The organism is Mycobacterium avium subsp. avium (genome assembly GCF_009741445.1).
GTDB lineage: Bacteria > Actinomycetota > Actinomycetes > Mycobacteriales > Mycobacteriaceae > Mycobacterium > Mycobacterium avium.
On record NZ_CP046507.1, the window covers coordinates 2,465,270 to 2,485,005 of the forward strand.

At 67.9% G+C, this 19,736-nt stretch carries 17 protein-coding genes, 1 tRNA gene and 3 pseudogenes; 9 read left to right on the forward strand and 12 right to left on the reverse strand.

Features of this window, described 5'->3' with window-relative positions:
* Positions 1-173: 173 nt before the first annotated feature.
* The 3 genes and pseudogenes from MAA44156_RS11505 to MAA44156_RS11515 all read left to right on the forward strand — a co-directional run.
* Positions 174-1,580: an aldehyde dehydrogenase family protein gene (locus MAA44156_RS11505; RefSeq protein ID WP_009976332.1), complete on the forward strand. Its 1,407-nt coding sequence runs from the start codon at positions 174-176 to the stop codon at positions 1,578-1,580.
* Between the two features lie 12 nt (positions 1,581-1,592).
* Positions 1,593-1,703: pseudogene (locus MAA44156_RS23785) on the forward strand (antitoxin MazE-like protein); the annotation flags it as partial.
* A gap of 2 nt (positions 1,704-1,705) precedes the next feature.
* Positions 1,706-1,861, forward strand: a pseudogene (locus MAA44156_RS11515) (type II toxin-antitoxin system PemK/MazF family toxin); the annotation flags it as partial.
* Between the two features lie 119 nt (positions 1,862-1,980).
* On the opposite strand, the gene MAA44156_RS11520 reads toward MAA44156_RS11515, so the two are convergent.
* Positions 1,981-2,826 (reverse strand): oxidoreductase, encoded by an 846-nt coding sequence (locus tag MAA44156_RS11520; protein WP_023879913.1) that lies wholly within the window; start codon positions 2,824-2,826, stop codon positions 1,981-1,983.
* A gap of 91 nt (positions 2,827-2,917) precedes the next feature.
* Between MAA44156_RS11520 and MAA44156_RS11525 the strand changes: the two genes are divergently transcribed.
* Complete coding sequence (locus tag MAA44156_RS11525) at positions 2,918-3,529, forward strand: TetR/AcrR family transcriptional regulator (protein WP_009976330.1); 612 nt, start codon at positions 2,918-2,920, stop codon at positions 3,527-3,529.
* Between the two features lie 145 nt (positions 3,530-3,674).
* Here the strand turns inward: MAA44156_RS11525 and MAA44156_RS11530 are convergent.
* The 6 genes from MAA44156_RS11530 to MAA44156_RS11555 form a co-directional block, all read right to left on the reverse strand.
* Positions 3,675-3,748 (reverse strand) — tRNA-Ile (locus MAA44156_RS11530).
* Between the two features lie 81 nt (positions 3,749-3,829).
* Positions 3,830-4,210, reverse strand: coding sequence for a DUF732 domain-containing protein (locus MAA44156_RS11535; RefSeq protein WP_029248453.1), 381 nt, complete (start codon positions 4,208-4,210; stop codon positions 3,830-3,832).
* Between the two features lie 282 nt (positions 4,211-4,492).
* Positions 4,493-4,915: a hypothetical protein gene (locus MAA44156_RS11540; RefSeq protein ID WP_009976328.1), complete on the reverse strand. Its 423-nt coding sequence runs from the start codon at positions 4,913-4,915 to the stop codon at positions 4,493-4,495.
* A 254-nt stretch (positions 4,916-5,169) separates the two neighbouring features.
* Positions 5,170-6,036 (reverse strand): carboxymuconolactone decarboxylase family protein, encoded by an 867-nt coding sequence (locus tag MAA44156_RS11545; protein WP_009976326.1) that lies wholly within the window; start codon positions 6,034-6,036, stop codon positions 5,170-5,172.
* Between the two features lie 40 nt (positions 6,037-6,076).
* Positions 6,077-7,450, reverse strand: a complete 1,374-nt coding sequence (locus MAA44156_RS11550; protein WP_009976324.1) for a TldD/PmbA family protein — start codon at positions 7,448-7,450, stop codon at positions 6,077-6,079.
* On the reverse strand, positions 7,447-8,964 hold the full coding sequence (locus MAA44156_RS11555; protein ID WP_009976323.1) for a TldD/PmbA family protein: 1,518 nt from the start codon (positions 8,962-8,964) through the stop codon (positions 7,447-7,449). Before MAA44156_RS11555 ends, MAA44156_RS11550 begins: the two co-directional genes overlap by 4 nt.
* Positions 8,965-9,022: 58 nt before the next feature.
* On the opposite strand from MAA44156_RS11555, the gene MAA44156_RS11560 reads away from it, so the two are divergent.
* The 3 genes from MAA44156_RS11560 to MAA44156_RS11570 are packed head-to-tail and all read left to right on the forward strand — an operon-like array spanning position 9,023 to position 12,055.
* A complete protein-coding gene (locus MAA44156_RS11560) occupies positions 9,023-9,907 on the forward strand; it encodes a carbohydrate ABC transporter permease (RefSeq protein ID WP_003872464.1) in 885 nt (294 codons plus the stop codon).
* Positions 9,894-10,721, forward strand: coding sequence for a carbohydrate ABC transporter permease (locus MAA44156_RS11565; RefSeq protein ID WP_009976322.1), 828 nt, complete (start codon positions 9,894-9,896; stop codon positions 10,719-10,721). Before MAA44156_RS11560 ends, MAA44156_RS11565 begins: the two co-directional genes overlap by 14 nt.
* Complete coding sequence (locus MAA44156_RS11570; protein WP_009976321.1) at positions 10,718-12,055, forward strand: extracellular solute-binding protein; 1,338 nt, start codon at positions 10,718-10,720, stop codon at positions 12,053-12,055. The genes MAA44156_RS11565 and MAA44156_RS11570 overlap by 4 nt, the downstream gene beginning before the upstream one ends.
* Positions 12,056-12,060: 5 nt before the next feature.
* On the opposite strand, the gene MAA44156_RS11575 is transcribed toward MAA44156_RS11570, so the two are convergent.
* The 3 genes and pseudogenes from MAA44156_RS11575 to ddaH form a co-directional block, all read right to left on the reverse strand.
* Positions 12,061-13,512 carry an amino acid permease gene (locus MAA44156_RS11575; protein ID WP_023879910.1) on the reverse strand — a complete coding sequence of 484 codons (1,452 nt, stop codon included), beginning with the start codon at positions 13,510-13,512 and terminating at the stop codon, positions 12,061-12,063.
* A 28-nt stretch (positions 13,513-13,540) separates the two neighbouring features.
* The gene (rocD, locus tag MAA44156_RS11580; protein WP_023879909.1) at positions 13,541-14,779 is read right to left on the reverse strand and encodes an ornithine--oxo-acid transaminase; all 1,239 of its coding nucleotides are present in this window, start codon (positions 14,777-14,779) and stop codon (positions 13,541-13,543) included.
* Positions 14,776-15,646, reverse strand: a pseudogene (gene ddaH / locus MAA44156_RS11585) (dimethylargininase). The gene rocD and the pseudogene ddaH overlap by 4 nt, the downstream one beginning before the upstream one ends.
* 121 nt (positions 15,647-15,767) lie before the next feature.
* Between ddaH and MAA44156_RS11590 the strand changes: the two are divergent.
* Positions 15,768-16,214: an Rv2324 family transcriptional regulator gene (locus MAA44156_RS11590; protein ID WP_009976316.1), complete on the forward strand. Its 447-nt coding sequence runs from the start codon at positions 15,768-15,770 to the stop codon at positions 16,212-16,214.
* Between the two features lie 24 nt (positions 16,215-16,238).
* On the opposite strand, the gene MAA44156_RS11595 is transcribed toward MAA44156_RS11590, so the two are convergent.
* Together MAA44156_RS11595 and MAA44156_RS11600 are read right to left on the reverse strand one after the other, a co-directional pair.
* Positions 16,239-17,093 carry a CbiQ family ECF transporter T component gene (locus MAA44156_RS11595; protein WP_009976315.1) on the reverse strand — a complete coding sequence of 285 codons (855 nt, stop codon included), beginning with the start codon at positions 17,091-17,093 and terminating at the stop codon, positions 16,239-16,241.
* Positions 17,090-19,051 (reverse strand): ABC transporter ATP-binding protein, encoded by a 1,962-nt coding sequence (locus MAA44156_RS11600; RefSeq protein WP_033711735.1) that lies wholly within the window; start codon positions 19,049-19,051, stop codon positions 17,090-17,092. Before MAA44156_RS11600 ends, MAA44156_RS11595 begins: the two co-directional genes overlap by 4 nt.
* Before the next feature lie 181 nt (positions 19,052-19,232).
* Between MAA44156_RS11600 and MAA44156_RS11605 the strand changes: the two genes are divergently transcribed.
* On the forward strand, positions 19,233-19,721 hold the full coding sequence (locus MAA44156_RS11605) for a MarR family winged helix-turn-helix transcriptional regulator (protein ID WP_003872472.1): 489 nt from the start codon (positions 19,233-19,235) through the stop codon (positions 19,719-19,721).
* Positions 19,722-19,736 lie beyond the last annotated feature (15 nt).

Below are 19,736 nucleotides of genomic sequence, written 5' to 3' on the forward strand. Positions count from 1 at the left end.
TCCACCTGCCGGGGCGCGGCCGGCGCATCCGTTTCGGCACGCTGATGACCTGCAGGATCCGTCCGGACGTCACGCTCATCGAGCGCCCGCACGTGCTGGACACCCCGTGGTTAAGCGCGTAACCTCTGTCGCGCGACGACAGGATTTCCGCCGACGAAGGGCCCCGACGAACCGTGAGTACCACCATTCCCGTCTTCAACCCGTCCACCGAGGAGCAGATCGCCGAGGTCCCGGATTCCGACCAGGCCGCCGTCGACGCGGCGGTGGCGCGGGCGCGCGAGACCTTCGAGTCGGGCGTGTGGCGCAAGGCGCCCGCGTCGCACCGGGCCAACGTGCTCTTCCGCGCCGCCCGCATCATCGAGGAACGCAAGGACGAGCTGGCCGCGCTCGAGTCCCAAGACAACGGGATGAACCTGACGGCCGCCGGCCACATCATCCCGGTCTCGGTCGACATGCTGAAGTACTACGCGGGCTGGGTCGGCAAGATCCACGGCGAGTCGGCCAACCTGGTCTCCGACGGTCTGCTCGGCACCTGGGAGACCTATCACACCTTCACCCAGCTCGAGCCGGTCGGCGTCGTCGGCCTGATAATCCCTTGGAACGGGCCGTTTTTCGTCGCGATGCTCAAGGTCGCGCCGGCGCTCGCGGCGGGATGCAGCGCCGTGCTCAAGCCCGCCGAGGAGACGCCGCTGACCGCGCTGAAGCTGGAAGAGATCTTCCGCGAGGCGGGTCTGCCCGACGGCGTGCTGAACGTCATCACCGGCTACGGCGAGACCACCGGAGCGGCGCTGACCGCGCACCCCGACGTCGACAAGATCTCATTCACCGGGTCGACGGAGGTGGGGCGGCTGATCGTCAAAGCGGCCGCCGGCAACCTCAAGCGGCTGACGCTCGAGCTCGGCGGCAAGTCGCCGCTGATCATGTTCGACGACGCCAACCTCGACAAGGCGATCATGGGAGCGGGCATGGGCCTGCTCGCCGGCTCGGGGCAGAACTGCTCGTGCACCTCGCGCATCTACGTCCAGCGCGGCATCTACGACCAGGTGGTCGAGGGCCTCGCCGAGTTCGCCATGATGCTGCCGATGGGCGGCAGCGATGACCCCAATTCCGTTCTGGGACCACTCATTAGCGAAAAGCAACGGCAACGCGTGGAAGGCATCGTCAACGACGGGGTGGCCGCCGGCGCCAAGGTGATCACCGGCGGCAAGCCGATGGACCGCAAGGGGTACTTCTACGAGGCGACGATCATCACCAACACCACACCCGACATGCGGCTGATCCGCGAGGAGATCTTCGGGCCGGTCGGCTGCGTGATCCCGTTCGACGACGAGGACGAAGTGATCGCCGCCGCCAACGACACGCACTACGGGCTCGCCGGGGCGATTTGGACCGAGAACCTGTCGCGTGCCCATCGGGTCGTCAATGAGCTTCGCGCAGGCCAGATTTGGGTGAACTCCGCGCTCGCGGCCGACCCCTCGATGCCGATCAGCGGGCACAAACAGTCCGGGTGGGGTGGCGAGCGCGGCCGCAAGGGCATCGAGGCCTACTTCAACACCAAGGCCGTCTACATCGGGCTGTGATCGGCTGGGTGGTTCGTCAGAGAAGCGCACCGCCAATCGGCGCTCGTGGCTGCCAGCGAACAGGATCGTGACGACCAGGCCTTCGTCGATGCCGTTTCGGCCGACTGGGACGACGCCACATAGACGTGCGACGAGGCGACATCTACATCGCCGCGGCACGCGGCGCTTATAGCGGCAAACCCCGCCCAGTCATCGTCCAAGACGACCGGTTCGACGCAACGGCATCGGTGACGGTGGTGCCCTTCACCACCAGTGACGTTGACGCGCCACTATTTCGGATCGTTGTTCACTAAGTGGAGACATCGACACATCGTTGACAACGACGAACTAACGCCCACCCCGTCGACCGGTGCGCGACAAGATGGGCCGCACTTTCCCAATAACAGTTGTGATACCCCGACTATAGTTGCAGATGAGAATGGGGCCGCGATGCAGCCGGCAGCCCGTTCGTCTTGCGAATTCCTCTGTCCAGCACGGCTTCCGGTGCGAACTTCTTCAGGAGAGACAACCGACGGGCCAAAGGCCCGGCGGGATAACGCAGTTTGGGCTTGCGGGCAGTCGCCGCTTTGAGCACGACTTCTGCGACTATCGCCGGATCGTCGGCCGTCTTCATCAGCTCGGCCATCCGCCGGCGGGCGTGCTCGCGGCTGGCCGCATAGGCATCGATCGGCGCATCGGCATCAGCCATGTTGGCCTCGAACGAGGTGCGAGTGTATGCGGGTTCGACGACCGAGACCCGGACTCCGAATTCGCGGGTCTCGTGGTCGAGCGATTCGGAATACCCTTCGACCGCATGCTTTGAGCCCGCATACAGCGTGCCGTAGGGCTGCGGCAGAAAGCCAAGCACCGAGCCGATGTTGATCACTCGACCGCCGCCCTGTGCGCGCAGGTACGGCAGCACCGCATTCGTGAGCCGCACCAACCCGAGGAAGTTGGTGTCGATGAGCCGTTGCGCCTGGGCCACCGAACTCTCCTCCGCGGCGCCGAGGATGCCCGACCCGGCGTTGTTGACCAGGATGTCGATGCGCCCCGTGCGTTCGATGACGGATTTGGCGGCCGCATCGACCGACGCGGCGTCCGTGACATCAAGCTCGACGAGTTCGACTCCGGGGATCGGTTCGGCCGTCCGGGGATTGCGGGTGGTGCCGAAGACCTCAAAGCCCTTCGCGGCGAAGGCTTTCGCGACGGCTCTGCCAATCCCGGACGAGGCGCCGGTGACCAGCACCACCGGTGATCGATGCGTCATATCTACTCCTAGTAAACCGATTGGTGTACTTCTGTCGAGCCGACGCTACACCGTTACCACCCCGATGTAAACCAATCGGTATACTTCACATGTGAGCAAGAGACGTGACGTCAAGCACGTGACGACCGGGGGCGGCCGGGGCGCGCGCCGGCGCATCCTGGACACCGCTACTGAGCTGTTCTACCGCGACGGCATCAACGCCACTGGCGTGGAACGACTCGCCGCCGAAGCATCGGTATCCAAACGCACTCTCTACCAACACTTTCCGAGCAAGAACGCTGTGGTCGAGGAGTATCTGCGCGGAATCCAGCAAGCTGTTGGGGACCCGATCCACCCCGAGGCGGACGCCACGAATCGGTCACCCCGCGCCCGCCTGCTTGCCCTGTTCGACACTCCAAGCCCGGGCGACGCCCTGATGCGCGGCTGCCCCTTCCATAACGCCGCCGTCGAGGCCGGCCAGACCATGCCCGAAGTTCAGAGCATCGTTCGTGAACACAAGCGCACCTACATCGACGGCCTCGCCGAATTGGCCCGACGGGCCGGTGCGGCCGATCCCCAAGTGCTGGGCAACCAACTCGCTGTGCTCTATGAGGGCGCGGCCGCTCTGTCCACCTCGCTCAACGACCCCTCCCCCTGGGCCCATGCTCGGGCCGCCGCGCACACGCTGATCGACCGCGCCGTATCACGCGACGACGGAGATTGAGTTGGTCCCTCACCGACGCTCAACTCCCTCATCGAGGGAGTGTCACCGATCAGCCGAAACAACTGTCACGCATCAGCCGAAACACCGTCGCCCATCAACCGAAGCCGAGACGTCAACCATCAGCCGAGGTAAAACACGCTTTTCGTGGGGCGGGCGGGGCTCGAACCCGCGACCAACGGATTATGAGTCCGCGGCTCTAACCAACTGAGCTACCGCCCCGACGTGATTGCTCCGTAGGAAACGGTAGCCCAAGCCCGAAGTCGGCGTCCCGCGGCCAGCCCAGCGGCGCAGCGCCGGCGATCACGCCGCCGGCGGCGCTGGCTGCCCGGCCTGAGCCTTGATCTTGGGGATCAGGTCCGGCGCGTAGACATAGATCGCCGACTCGACCTCCCACTCGGCCTGGTCCGGGGACAACGGCGTCGTGTTGGTGACCATGTTCACCAACTCCTTCGCCTTTCCGTACGGATTGGGATTCGACCGGACCTGATCGGCGAACCACCGACCCTCCGCGGCCTCATGGCAGTCACTGAAGTCGGCATTGTGAACCATCTTGTTCTGCGCCAACAGGTTGATGTACTGGTCGTCGGCGGGAGTCAGACTGCACGCCGCCGCGGCGGGTGGCGCCGACAGCACCGCCCCACCGATCACGGCCGCCCCCAACATGATTCCGGCGGCTCCCACCGCCAGCCCGGCCCCCTGTGCTCGTGTTCTTGCCATTTCTCCAGATACCCCCTCTGGTGGAATGTCTCTTCTTCCCTTGACGCACTGTGGATCGGATACCACCGACCGCGAGCGCGACAAACACCGGCTCTTACGAACAATGGGTGAACAACTAATACCGAAAAGAGCTATGCGACAGGGTATTTGAACCAAACAAATGTGCTGACCCTCAGAGCGTCGTGCGGACGTCCGCGAAATCCAAGGCGCGCAAAGGCATTGGCGGTCCGCGCTCCGCCACGACGATCAGCCCTCGGTGGGCCAGTTTGCCTTCGAGGCCTGGTCTTTGATCTTCGGGATCAAGTCGGGCGCGTACACATAGATGGCCGACTCGACCTCCCACTCGGCCTGGGCCTGGCTCAGCGGCGTGGTGTTGGTGATCATGTTCACCAACTCCTGCGCCTCGCCGAACGAATTGGGATTGGACCGGACCTGATCGGCGAACCACCGACCCTCTGCGGCCTCGTGGCAATCGCTGTAGTCGGCGTTGTGAACCATCTTGTTCTGCGCCAGCAGGTTGATGTACTGATCGTCCTTGTCGCTCAGGTTGCAGGTCGCCGAAGCCTGCGGAGCCGACAACACCGCGGCGCCGAGCATCGAGGCCCCCAGCGCAACGCCGGCAACCCACACCGCTGGCACCCGCAGCTGCGAGCGTGTCCCGGTGGTCATCTGCGAACCTCCCTCTGCGCACCAATGCGATTGCTTCCGACGCACGCCCGGCGTCAAATCGTCGACATATTTGTTCATATAAGAGTCGGTGACCGCGCTTAAGTTAGCCAATGAGCCCAGCACAAAGCGGTAACGGACGCTTGCGCAGCGGTGTACGAATAGTTAACATTTCGTGCCTTCGGCGCGAGGCGCCAAGGCCACCCAACCGTGGCCAAACCGCGCCTCAACCGGTGCCGAGGCCGTCGCCCGCTCGGTCAGCTAAATACCGTCTGACCGTCGGCGCCGATCAGATACCGCTGCGTACCGTTTTCGACCCGCGGCGCGTCGGCAGCCAGGGAGACGGCGACCTTGTTGCTGGCATTGCGCATGATGTCGAAGGTGAGCTCGACGGCCTCGGCCTCGGAAAACCGGGAGCGCACCTCGGCGACATCGTCGGCGACGAGGTGCGCAGGCGTCCAAATTAACGCATCGGTGTAGCGCAGCGCTGCCTTTGCGCGCTCGTCCAGCAAACCCGACGATTCGAAGCGCTCGATCTCCTCGTACAGCGTTTCCGAACCGCCGGCATCCAGCGCGCTGCCCTCGCGAAGCGAGTTGCACAGCCGGCAATGGTGCTGCGCCGCGCCCCGCAGCCGAACCAGCTCGGAGGTCACCGGGTCCAGGGCACGCATTCGCGCCACCGCGATTAAAAAGTCGTTGAACACCAGATCCGACGGGTCGCTGCCGTAGTCCCAGCTGATCGGCCCCGACAGCCAGCCCAGATACCGCGAGCCGACCCCGAGCGCTTCCAGTCCGGCGCGCACCCGGGGGACGAAGTCGGCGATGTACATCTGCACGACTACCCCAAAGGTCCTGTCCCCCAGCTGCTTTGACAGCCGAGACCGTTGCGCGTGGGTGATCGCCGAGACGTCGGCGCTGAATTGTTCGGCGAACTCGGCGACGGCGGCCTCGGTTTCCGATTCCGGCTCTCCCACCTCCATGGGCGCGGGCAACGGCGGCAGCGACGACGTCTGTGCGCACACCCGCCGGATCAACGCTGCGACGCGCGCCTCGGACGGCGACCCCGGAAACACCGCCACCAACCGGGTGAGCTGGTCTTCTCGAAGCGAAACCGGAGCCGCCATCCGTCACACGCTAGAACGCGCGCGGCCCGGCGGCAATCGACTACTGGGCCTGGCTCACCGAGGACATGTGGAAGTCGGGGATGCGCAGCGCCGGCATCGCGGCGCGGGTGGCCCAATCCCCCCACTCGCGGGGCAGCGTCTTCTCGCTGACGCCGGCCTCGGTGGCCCGTCGCAGCAGGTCCAGCGGACTCTCGTTGAACCGGAAGTTGTTGACGGCCGCGGTGACCTGCCCGTCCTCGATCAGGTAGACGCCGTCACGGGTCAGGCCGGTGACCAACAGCGTGGTGGGGTCGACGACCCGGATGTACCACAGCGTGGTCAACAGCAGGCCGCGCTCGGTGGCCGCGATCATGTCGGCTTGGCTGGCCGTCCCCCCGGTCATCACCAGGTTGTCGGCGGCCACCGCGACGTCGGCGTCGTATTTGGCGGCGGCGGCCCGCGGATAGGCCAGCGCGGTGATCACCCCGTCGCGGATCCAGTCGACGTGGTCGATCGGCATGCCGTTGTCGAACACCGACACCGCCTCCGAGGAGCTGCTCACCGCGACGAACGGCGTGCAGATCAGCCCGGGCGCCATCGGATCGGAGAACAGCGTCAGCGGCAGGTCGGTGAGCCGCTCGCCCACCCGGGTCCCGCCGCCGGGCGCCGAGAACGCGGTCCGGCCCTCCTGAGCGCCGCGGCCGGCCATCGACCAGGCCATGTAGATCATCATGTCGGCCACCGTCGACGGCGGCATGATCGTCTCGTAACGCCCCGCCGGCAACTCCACGCTGCGCTGCGCCCAGCCCAGCCGCGTCGACAGTTGCTCGAGCAGCGAATCGGTTGGCACATCGACGAAGTCGGGTGTCCCCACACCCGCCCATGCGCTGGCGTCGCCGCGCTTGGCGTTGATCTCCACCGCCCCCGTGGGTTGGGTGAAGCGCCGCCGCAACCCGGTCGAGGTCGCCACGAAAGTGGTCGAAACACTGTGGTGGGCAAAGCCGTAGAGCCGATCGGTGCCGCGGAAACCCCGGCCGAGCGAGTCGGCGAGGTCGGCGAAGATCAACGGCCCGGTGCCGGGTACCGGCGCGTCCCAGTCGGCGGGTTCCCCGGCGTCGGCGAGCAGCGGTGCGGCGTCGCCGGCCTCCGGCGCCGACGCGGCGGCCTGCTGCGACGCCGCGACCAGCCCGGGCAGCACCCGCGGGTCCGCCTCGGCCGACACCACCGTTCCGATGCGCGCGCCGGACCCGCGACGCACCACCGAGATCACCGTCACGCTCCGGCTCACCGAAACCCCGTTGGTGGTCATCGAATTGCCCGCCCAGCGCAGCGTCGCCTCCACCTTGTCGGTGACCAGCACCATGGTCTCGTCGGCGCCGCCCAGCTTGGCCGCCTCGTCGAGCACGACGTTGACGACATGCTGCGGGGTGATCATCGTCCGCCCTCGGTCCGGGTGTTCAGCACATTGACGCCGCGGAACAGCGCGGACGGGCAGCCGTGGCTGACGGGCGCGATCTGGCCCGGCTGGGCCTTGCCGCAGTTGAACGCCCCGCCCAGCCGCCAGGTTGCCGGGCCGCCCACCGCCTCCATCGAATTCCAGAAATCGGTCGTGGTGGCCTGGTAGGCGACGTCGCGCAGTTGGCCGTCCAGCCGCCCGCCGCGAATGCGGTAGAACCGCTGGCCGGTGAACTGAAAGTTGTAGCGCTGCATGTCGATTGACCACGACTTGTCGCCGACGATGTAGATGCCGTCCTCGACCCGGGCGATCAAGTCGTCGGTGCTGATCTGTTCGGGGGCGGGCTGCAGCGAGACATTGGCCATGCGCTGGATCGGCACGTGATGCGGCGAATCCGCGTACGAGCAGCCGTTGGAGCGGGGGTGTCCGAGCCGCCGGGCGAACACCCGGTCCAGCTGATAACCGGTGAAAATCCCGTCGCGCACCAGATCCCAGCTTTGCGCGGCCACCCCCTCATCGTCGTAACCGATGGTGGCCAAACCGAATTCGACGGTCCGGTCCGCGGTCACGTTCATCACCGGCGACCCGTACCGCATGGTGCCCAGCTTGTCCGGTGTGGCGAACGACGTGCCGGCGTAGGCGGCCTCGTAGCCGATGGCGCGGTCGTATTCGGTTGCGTGCCCGATCGATTCATGAATGGTCAGCCAGAGGTTGGTCGGGTCGATCACCAGGTCGGTGGGCCCGGGAACCACCGTGGGCGCCTTGACCTTCTCGGCCAACAGGGACGGCAGCTGCGCCAGCTCGTCGGCCCAATTCCACACCTCGTCACCGGCCAGGGCCTCCCAGCCACGACCCATCGGCGGCGCCAACGTCCGCATCGAGTCGAAGCTGCCCGCCTGGGCGTCGACCGTCACCGCTTCCAGCGAGGGCAGCACCCGCACCCGCTGCTGGGTGATCGACGAGCCGAACGTGTCGGCGTAGAACGTCTGTTCCTTGACGGCGGTCAGCAGCGCCGACACGTGATCGATCCCGTCGGCGGCGAGCAGCCGCCCCGAGTAGTCGCCCAGCACACCGATCTTGTCGGCGGCCGAGACGTCGAACGGGTCGATCCGGTAGCTCGACACCCACGTGGCGTCTCGGTAGACGGGTTCGGGCGCCAGCTCGACCCGCTCGCTGCTCAGCGTGGCCAGCGTGGTGGCCACGTGCACGGCGCGGCGGGCGGTCTCGGCGGCCACCGACGGCGCCAACTCCGCGTGCGACGCGAATCCCCAGGTGCCGTCGACGATCACCCGCACCGCCAACCCGACCTCGCGATTGATCACCGCGGTTTCCAGCTCGCCGTCGCGCAGCTGGATGATCTCGGTGATGAGCCGGTGAACCCGCAGGTCGGCATGGCTGGCCCCGGCCGCGGTGGCCGCGGACAGCGCCGCGTCGGCCAGTTCGTGGCGCGGCAGGTCCAGGAAGTCGGCATCGATCCCCCGGTTCGGTGTCACGGCTCCACCGTAACGGCCGGTCCCCACAAACCGTGGCAGCGCCCGCTTTAATTACCCCATGGCCAGCGCCGAACGCCGGGTTGCACCGCGGTCCACCGCGTTGGGCTACGCGCTGCTGGCGCCGAGCTTGTTCGGTGTGCTCGCGTTCCTGCTGCTGCCCATCCTGGTGGTGATCTGGCTGAGCCTGTGCCGGTGGGATCTGCTGGGCCCGCTGCGCTTTGTCGGCCTGTCCAATTGGCGGTCGGTGCTGACCGACGCCGGGTTCGGCAACTCGCTGATGGTCACGGCCGTCTTCGTGGCCATGGTGGTCCCGGCGCAGACGGCGCTGGGTCTGCTGGCCGCCACCATGCTGGCCCGCCGGCTGCCCGGCACCGGGCTGTTCCGCACCGTCTATGTGCTGCCGTGGATTTGCGCGCCGCTGGCCATCGCGGTGCTGTGGCGCTGGATCCTGGCGCCCACCGACGGCGCGGTGAGCGCGGTACTGGGGCACAGCATCGAATGGCTGTCCGACCCGAGCTTTGCACTGCCGCTGGTGTCGGCCGTCGTGGTGTGGACCAACGTCGGGTATGTCTCGTTGTCGTTCCTGGCCGGCCTGCTCGCCATCCCCGAGGACATTCACGCGGCGGCACGCACCGACGGCGCCAACGCGTGGCAGCGGTTCTGGCGCATCACCATGCCCATGCTGCGACCGACGACGTTCTTCGTGCTGGTGACCGGGATCGTCAGCAGCGCACAGGTTTTCGACACGGTGTATGCGTTGACCGGCGGCGGTCCCGCTGGCCGCACCGACCTGGTGGCACACCGCATCTACGCCGAGGCGTTCGGTTCGGCGGCCATCGGCCGGGCGTCGGTGATGGCGGTGGTGCTGTTCGTGATCCTGATCGGCGTCACCCTGGTTCAGCATCTGTATTTCCGGCGGCGGATCAGCTATGACCTCACCTGACCGCGCTCGCGCCAACATCGCGATCTACGCCGGCCTGCTGGTGGGCGCGTTGATCACGTTGGCGCCGTTCACACTTGGCTTGCTGACGGCGTTCACCTCGGCGCATCAATTCGTCACCGGCACCCCGTTGCAGCTGCCGCGACCGCCCACCCTGTCCAATTTCGCCGACCTGGCCGGGGCCGGGTTCGGCCGCGCGGCGGCGGTGACGGCGTTGATGACGGCGGTCATCCTGGTCGGCCAGCTGACGTTCTCGGTGCTGGCCGGATACGCGTTCGCGCGCTTGCGGTTTCCCGGCCGCGACGCGCTGTTCTGGGTCTACATCGCGACGCTGATGGTGCCGGGCACGGTCACCATCGTGCCGATGTATCTGATGATGGCCCAGCTGGGCCTGCGCAACACGTTCTGGGCGTTGGTGCTGCCGTTCATGTTCGGCTCGCCGTACGCAATCTTCCTGCTGCGCGAGCACTTTCGCATGATTCCGAACGACCTGGTCAATGCCGCCCGCCTGGACGGCGCCCACACCCTGGACGTGATCGTGCACGTGGTGATCCCGTCCAGCCGGCCGGTGCTGGCCGCGCTGGCGTTGATCACCGTGGTCTCGCAGTGGAACAACTTCATGTGGCCGTTGGTGATCACCAGCGGGCACAAGTGGCGGGTGCTCACGGTGGCGACCGCCGATCTGCAGACCCGGTTCAACGCGCAATGGACGCTGGTGATGGCGGCGACCACCATCGCGATCGTCCCGCTGGTCACGCTGTTCGTCATCTTCCAGCGTCACATCGTCGCCTCGATCGTCGTCTCGGGACTCAAGTGACCCGGCCCCGCTTCTCCACGCTGGTCGCCGGGGCGGTGGCGCTGGTCGCCGCGTTGCTGGCCGCGGCGGCGGTGCTGCTGGATTATTCCGGGCAGCCGCACGGCGACAAAACGATCGTGACGGTGCGAGTCTGGGGCGACGAGCTCGCCGAGGCCTACCGGCAATCGTTCGCGGCGTTCACCCGTGTCCATCCCGACATCGAAGTGCACGTCAACATGGTCGCCTACTCGACCTACTTCAACACCCTGCGCACCGACGTCGCCGGTGGCAGCGCCGACGACATCTTCTGGCTGTCCAACGCCTACCTCGCCGCCTACGCCGACAGCGGCCGACTGCTGAATATCCTTGACACACTTGGCACTAACGCGGCCGCAGTCTGGGAGCGACCCGTCGTCGAGCAGTTCACCCGGCACGGACAGCTGTGGGGCGTGCCGCAGCTCACGGACGCCGGTATCGCCTTGTACTACAACGCGGACCTGCTCGGCGCGGCCGGCATCGACCCGGCCCAGCTGAACAGCCTGCGGTGGAACCCGGCCGGCGGGGACACGTTGCGTCCGCTGCTGGCCCGGCTCACCGTCGACGCCGACGGAAACCGCGGCGACACCCGGGGATTCGACCCGGGTCGGGTGCGGCAGTGGGGCTACAACGCGGCCAACGACCCGCAGGGCATCTACCTGAATTACATCGGTTCGGCCGGCGGTGTCTTCCAGCGCGGCGACGAGTTCGCCTTCGACAATCCCGCCGCGGTGTCGGCGTTTCGCTACCTGGTCGACCTGATCAACCGCGACCACGTCGCGCCCCCGGCCGCCGACACCAACGACAACGGCGACTTCTCCCGCAACCAGTTCCTCGCCGGCCGGATGGCCCTCTTCCAATCGGGCACCTACAACCTGGCGCCGGTGGCCCGCGATGCGCGCTTCCGGTGGGGTGTGGCGATGATGCCCGCCGGGCCGGTGGGCCGGGTGAGCGTCACCAACGGCATTGCCGCAGCGGGCAACGCCGCGACCAAGCATCCCGGGGCGGTGCGCCAGGTGCTGGCCTGGATGGGCAGCAGGCAGGGCAATGAATACCTGGGCCGCTACGGCGCGGCCATTCCCGCGGTGACCTCGGCGCAACCGGTGTACTTCCGCTACTGGGCCGCCCGCGGCGTGGACGTCACACCGTTCTTCGCGGTGCTCAACGGGCCGCGCATCGCCGCCCCGGGCGGGGCCGGCTTCGCCGCCGGCAACGATGCGCTGCGGCCCTACTTCGACGAAATGTTCTCCGGCCGCGGCGATGTCGCCACGACACTGAGGCGGGCTCAGGCGGCGGCCAACGCCGCCGCCCGCCGGTAAGCCGGTCAGCGCTCCTGGCCGGACGGGTCGACCGCCGCGTCGTTGAGTGCGCTGTGGTGACGGCCCCAGACGAAGTAGAAGATCAGCGCCAGCAACACCCAGCCGCTGAACGCGATCCAGGTGTACCAGTGCAAGCTCGCCAGGATGTACCCGCAGGCCATGATCGAAAGGACGGGCGTGACAGGGTAACCCGGGACCCGGAACCCGCGTGGCAGGTCGGGCTCGCGCACCCGTAACACGATCACCCCGACGGAGACGACGACGAACGCGGTGAGGGTGCCGATCGAGACCATGTCGGCCAGGTTTTGCAGCGGAATGAACGCGGCCAGGGTGGCGGCGGCGACCGCGACGATCACGGTGTTGTGCACCGGCGTCATGGTGCGCGGGTTCACCCTGGCGAACCGCGGCGGCAGCAGCCCGTCCCGGCCCATGGCGAACAGGATGCGGGTGATGCCGTACATGGTGACCAGCGTGACGCTGAAGATCGAAATGACCGCGCCCGCAGCCAAAATGGTGCTGGCCCAGCTGCCGTGCGTGACATGGTCGAGGATGGTGGCGAGCCCGGCCTCCTGCTGACCGCCGAAGTCCTGCCACGGCTGCGTCCCCAGCGCGGCGAGCGCGACGAACACGTAGACGCCGGTGACGGTCAACAGCGCGGCGATCAGCGCGCGCGGCATGGTCTTCTGCGGGTTCGTCACCTCGTCGCCCGCGGTGGACACCGCATCGAGGCCGATGTAGGAGAAGAAGATGGTGCCGGCGGCCGTGCCCACACCGGCGACACCGAACGGCGCGAAGTCGTCGAGGTGGTGCACGTCGAACGCGGTGAAGGCAAGGATCCCGAAGACGACGAGCACGCCGAGCTTGATCATCACCATGATCGCGTTGACCTTGGCGGATTCGCTGGCCCCGCGGATCAGCAACAGGGCGCACATCCCGATCAGCATGACCGCCGGCAGATTGACGTAGCCGGGTTGCGCGTCCCACGGAGCGGTCGACAAGGCATGCGGCAGTTGGAATCCCACGACATTGCTCAGCAGCTTGTTCAGGTAGCCGCTCCAGTTCACCGAGACCGCGGCGGTGGCCACCCCGTATTCCAGCAGCAGGCAGGCCGCCACGCCCATCGCGACCACCTCGCCCAGCGTGGTGTAGGCGTAGGAATACGACGAGCCCGAAACCGGTACCGCCGAAGCCAATTCGGCGTAGCACACGGCCGCCAGCCCGGCGGCGACGCCGGCGAGCAGGAAGGAGACGATGACCGCGGGGCCGGCCTCGGGGACGGCCTGGGACATGACGAAGAAGATGCCGGTGCCGATCGTCGACCCGACCCCGAACATGGTCAGCTGGAAGGTCCCGATGCCGCGCCGGAGGTGATCGGCGGTGCCGGGGGCCACGTGTGCGCCCACCACCGGGCGCCGTCGCAGCAGCTGTGCTCTCAAGCCGATCGGCCTGGCTGGCAATTGCCCCTCCTGTTGCCGGGTCAGCTGATTATGAAGCAGCCTCCCGCAACACCGCAGCAAGCTGGCCGACCGCCCAGTCGATCTCCTGCGCGGTGACCACCAGAGGCGGCGCCAAGCGCAAGGTCGCGCCGTGCGTGTCCTTCACCAGCACGCCCCGCTCGGCCAGCCGCAGGCTCATCTCCCGGCCGCTGCCCAGCGACGGGTCGATGTCCACCCCTGCCCACAACCCCAGGCCGCGCACCTCGTCCACCCCGCGACCGACCAGCGCCCGCAGCCGCCGCTGCAGGTGCGCACCCAGCGCGGTCGCGCGTGCCTGGTACTCGCCGCGGGCCAGCATGGACACCACGGTGGTGCCGATCGCGGCGGCCAGCGGGTTGCCGCCGAAGGTGGAACCGTGCTCGCCGGGATGCAACACACCGAGGATCTCCCGGTCGGCCACCACCGCCGACAGCGGAACCACCCCGCCGCCCAGGGCTTTGCCCAGCAGGTAGACGTCGGGCACCACCCGCCACCGGTCGCAGGCGAACGTGTAACCGGTACGCGCCAGGCCGGATTGGATCTCGTCGGCGATCATCAGCACGTTGTGCTCGCTGCACAGCGCGCGGACGGCCGGCAGGTAGTCGTCGGGCGGGACGACGATGCCGGCCTCACCCTGAATCGGCTCCAGCAGCACCGCGACGGTGTTGTCGTCGATCGCCTGGGCCAGCGCGCCGGCATCCCCGAACGGCACCGAGCGGAATCCCGGCGTGAAGGGGCCGAACCCGTCCCGCGCCGCGGCGTCCGAGGAGAAGCTGACGATGCTGATGGTGCGGCCGTGGAAGTTGTTGTCCGCCACGATGATTTTGGCCTGGCCGGCGGGGACCCCCTTGACCTCGGCCCCCCACTTGCGGGCCACCTTGAGGCCGCTTTCCACGGCTTCGGCGCCCGAATTCATCGGCAGCACCATGTCCTTGTCGCACAGGTAGGCGAGCGCCGCGCAGAACGGCCCGAGCTTGTCGGAATGGACCGCGCGGCTGACCAGCGTGACGGTGTCCAACTGCGCATGGGCAGTGGCGACGATCTCGGGGTGGCGGTGGCCGAAGTTCACCGCGGAATAGGCGGACAGACAATCCAGGTAGCGGCGGCCGTCGACATCGGTGATCCACGCCCCCTGCGCGCTCGCGGCGACGATCGGTAACGGCGAATAGTTGTGCGCGGCACGCTTTTCCGCCAGCCTGATCGCGGAATCCACGCGGGTCGCGGTGAGCTGCCCGTCCAGAATCGTCATGGGAAAACCTCCAATGTGCAGCACTTGACGGAGCCGCCGCCTTTGAGCAGCTCGGACAAATCGACGGCCTATCGGCTCGAACCCCGCCCGGCGCAATTGGGTTGCGAAACACGTTGCGGCAGAGGGCAGTACCACATGTAACCCGTCGGAGACGACGTTGAGGCCCAACACGTGCGCGTCGGCCGGGCCGACCACGATGGCATCCGGGAACAGCGCACCCAGTTGCCGCCGGGCCGTGTCGCTGAACGCGGGCGGATAGAACGCGATCGTGCGGTCGTCGAGCACCGCCAACGCGGTGTCGAGATGGTAGAAGCGCGGGTCGACCAGTTCCAGCGACACGACCGGCGCGCGCAGCGCGGCCGAAATCTCCGGATGCGCCCGGCGGTCGGTGCGAAACCCCCAGCCGGCCAACACGATGTCGCCGACCTTCAGCAGATCGCCCTGCCCCTCGTTGACGTGGCGGGTGAGCAGCGGCCGATAGCCCAGCGAGCGCATCCATTCGGCGTAGGCGCGGGACTCGCCGGCCCGCTGCGCGAACCGAAACCTGGCCACGATCGCGACGTCTCCCGCGATGAACCCGCCGTTGGCGGCATAGACCATGTCCGGCAGCCCGGCCACCGGCTCGATCACGTCCACCCGGTGCCCGAGCCGTAGATAGGTGCGGCGCAGTGCCTCCCACTGGGCCTGCGCGCGGCCGGCGTCGACGGGTGTGGTGACGTCCATCCAGGGGTTGATCGCGTAGTCGACCGCGAAGAAGGACGGTCGCGTCATCGCATACCGGCGGACGCTGGGCAGCCGGTGCACCCGGCCGGTGCGGGCAGCCGATCGGGGCACCGGGCGGGCTGCCCGCACGTATTGATCCGTCATCCATCAACGGTATTTGCGGTCCCCTGAACAATCAAACGACTATCATTGCGTGTCTGCCGTCGATTTATTGCGCTATAGTCGGATATTCGATGATTTGTTGTCTCAGCACCGAGGAGGCGTGATGGATCGCCTGGACGACACCGACGAGCGCATCCTCGCCGAGCTGACCGAGCACGCCCGCGCCACCTTCGCCGAAATCGGCGACAAGGTGAACCTGTCGGCGCCGGCGGTGAAGCGCCGCGTCGACCGGATGCTGGACAGCGGGGTCATCAAGGGCTTCACCACCGTCGTCGACCGCAACGCACTGGGCTGGAACACCGAGGCCTACGTTCAGGTGTTCTGCCACGGCCGCATCGCGCCCGACGAGCTGCGGACGGCCTGGGTGGACATCCCCGAGGTGTTCAGCGCCGCGACGGTGACCGGCACCCCGGACGCCATCCTGCACGTATTGGCCCGCGACATGCGGCATTTGGAGGTGGCGTTGGAACGGATCCGGTCCAGCGCGGACGTCGAACGCAGCGAAAGCATCGTCGTGTTGTCCAACCTCATCGACCGGATGCGGCCCTAGCGGGCGCGCGCGGAACCGGGCGGCCTACTGGAAGGGGATCATCGAGTCCAGCGCCACCCCGATGGCGCCGGCGGCGACGGTGATGGTCAGGGTCACCCAGTCCGCGAGTTTCGGTCGCGCCGGGGCGGCCGACAGCTGCCCGATACCGCCCCGGGCGGTGATCGCGTCGCCCATCTCGTCGGCGCGTCGCAACGTCACGACGATTGCCGCGGTGAGCAAGTCGATCATGTCCCGGGCCTGCTGACGGCGGCGGGCCCGGCGGCTGTGCGGTGTCTGGTTGGGGCGCAGTCGACGGGCCGCGTAGAGCACCTGGAATTCTTCGATCAGCATCGGGAAGGCGCGCAGCGCCAGCGCCAGCGCGACGGCCCATTCGTCGCTCGGGATGCGCAGCCACCGCAGCGGGCGTCCCAAAGTGGCCAGGGCGGGCCCCATTTCGGCGACGTTGGTGGTCCACGACAGCATCGCGCCCAGCCCGATCAACACGATCGACAAGGCGGTGACGCGCAGGAAGTGCAGCGTTCCGCCCAACCCAATGTGCAGCCCGGCGATCGAGACCACCGGACTCCCGGCACCCAGCGCGGCCGTGATGCCGCCCACCGCCAGCACGATCCAGATCCAGCGCCGCGGCGAGGGCAGCGCGCCGCGCGGAATGTGGGCCAGCCGGGCCGCGGCCACCAGCAGGGCCAGCATCAACCCCACGGTCACCCACCCCGGAAAGAACGTCAGCAGCACCGAAACACCCAGCACCACAAGTAGTTTGGTGCCGGCCCACAATTCGTGGATTTTCGAGGTGCCGGGCACCGGGACCAGCAGCACCACCGGTCGCGGCGGCCGCCGAGTCCGGCCGGCCGGCGACTTGGTGTCCGAGGGCGCGGTCACGGCATTCCGCCCGCCGCGGTGGACGCCGTTTGCAGGGCTCCGTCGCGCAGGTACAGCGACCGCGGGCACAGCTCCTCGAGCCCGACGGTGTCGTGCGAGATCACCACCACCGTCAAACCCCGTTCTCTGCGCAGGTTTTCCAGCAGCCGCAGCAGGCCGCGCTGGCTGCCGATGTCCAACCCGGCCAGCGGCTCGTCGAGCACCAGCGCGCGCGGGGACCGGGCCAGCAGGCCGGCCAGCACCACCCGGCGCATCTGGCCGCCGCTGAGTTGGTCGATGCGCCGTTTGCCCATCGCCGGATCCAGTCCGACCGACATCAGCGCCTCGGCCACCCGGTCCTGGTCGGTGGGCGAAAAGCCGGCAGCCGACGCCACTTCGGTGTCCACGTGATCGCGCATCAACTGCAGCCGGGCCGACTGGAACGACAGCGCCACCTCGCCGACCCGCTCGTGGGTGGGCCGGCCGTCGATCAGGCAGCTGCCGCTGGTGGGAGTGGTCAACCCGGCCATGATCCAGGCCAGCGTCGACTTGCCCGAGCCGTTGCCGCCGTGGATCAACAGCCCGTCGCCCTGCTCCACCACGAAGCTGACATCGCGCAGGGCGACCTTGGACCACGGTGTGCCGCTGGCGTATTCGTGGCTGACGTCGATGAGCTCCAGCACGGGCACCCCCGAACCGTGCGGGACGGCGACGGCCGGCGCGGCCGCGGCGTTGGTTTCGGCGGCGACGGCGTTGTCCGGTGAGTCGCTGAGCTTGATGACGCGGTCGGCGGACGCGGCCTCGTTGTCGTAGTGGGTGATGTGCACCAGGGCGGTCTGATGCCGTTTCGCGAGACCAGACAGGATGCCCAGCAACGCATCTCGGCCCTGCTGGTCCACCATGGTGGTGACCTCGTCGGCGATCAACAGCTTCGGGTCCCGCGCCAGCGCCGCCGCCAGCGCCAGCCGCTGCAACTCGCCGCCGGACAGGCTTCCGGTGTCGCGTTCGGCCAGCCCGTCCAGGCCGACTTCGCGCAGCAACCGGTGCACATCGATGTCGGTGCCCGGGGGCAGACCCCACACCACGTCGTCGGCGACCCGGGTGCCCAGGACTTGACTTTTGGGGTGCTGCAACACAATTGCCGTGCCGCCGACGTCGCCGAGGCCCACCGCGCCGGGCCGGTGCACGGTGCCCGACGTCGGTTGCCGGCCGGCCAGGATCAGCATCAGGGTGGTCTTGCCCGAGCCGTTGGCGCCGGTGACCGCGACGTGTTCGCCGGCCTGGATGTCCAGGCTGACCTCGCGCAGCGCGTCCTGCTCGGCACCCGGATAACGGAACCGCACGTTCTCCAACCGCACCGGAACCGGCCCGATGGCGGCGTGCCCGTCGTCGGGAGGGTCCAGCTTGTGCACGTCGGGGATCTTGCGCATCCGATCCAGCAGCCGAGACAGTGCCGACCAGCTGATGAACGAGACGACGACGACCAACAGGATCATGTAGGGGAAGATCAGCAACGGCCAGTGCTGCAGCCCGTCGGCGACGTACCGCTTCAGCCCTGCGCCCACGCCCTGCAAGTGCATCCAGTTCAGGAAGGCCGCAACGCCGTTGGCGTTGGCCGTGATGACGTCGAAGAACAGATGACGCAGCCGGGTCAGCACCGCCAACACCGCGACCCATCCGGCGCCCCAGAGTACGCCGGCGATCAACGACAACAACGCGACCGTCGGCGTGCCGCGACCCTTGCGTTTGACGATGCCGCACAATCCGCCGACCCAGGCGCAGTCGACGAGCATGAAAAGGCTGCCCAGCCCGGCAATCAGGAACGCGATCACCCCGCCGGCTACCGTCGCGGCCATCAGCGCGCGGGGGCGGTAGCGGTAAGCCAGCAATCCCATGGGCACGGTGCCCAGCACGCCCAGTCCCTGAGCGAATGGGATCACCGCGGCGAGGATCTCGATCGCCGCACACAGAGCCCCCATGACCGCGGCCTGTGCCAACTCATTCGGCCGCAGTGCCCCTGGTCCGGATGGCCGAAAACGCAGCAAGGTCACTTGGGCGATTCTGCCAGCCCGCCGCGGGAGTGTCCGCTGAAGAAGGTGTTCCGCACGGCACGCGCCCACGCTGAGGCCACGCTTAGCAAAGCTATGCAACCATGGAGACATGGACAACGTCGTCGACACCGCAAAGCTCGAGGGAGGGCAGGGACTGGGGGCCGACCTGCTCGCCGTGGTCGCGCGGCTCAACCGGCTGGCCACCCAGCGCATCCAGATGCCGTTGCCGGCAGCGCAGGCCAGGCTGCTGGCAACCATCGAAGCTCACGGCGAGGCCCGGATCGGTGACCTGGCCGCCGTCGACCACTGCTCGCAGCCGACGATGACGACGCAGGTGCGCCGACTCGAGGAAGCGGGCCTGGTCACCCGAACGGTCGATCCCGGCGATGCGCGCGCGGTGCGGATCCGCATCACCGCCGAGGGCAGGCGCACCCTGAACGCGGTGCGGGCCGACCGGGCCGCCGCGATTCAACCGCAGCTGGCGCTGCTCGACGCCGAAGACCGGCAGGTGCTGCGGCAGGCGGTCGACGTGTTGCGACGGCTGCTCGACAACGCCTCCCTGGCGTCCTCGCTGGCGGGCCGGCGCCAGACGTCCTGAGGCTGGTGGCCGGAC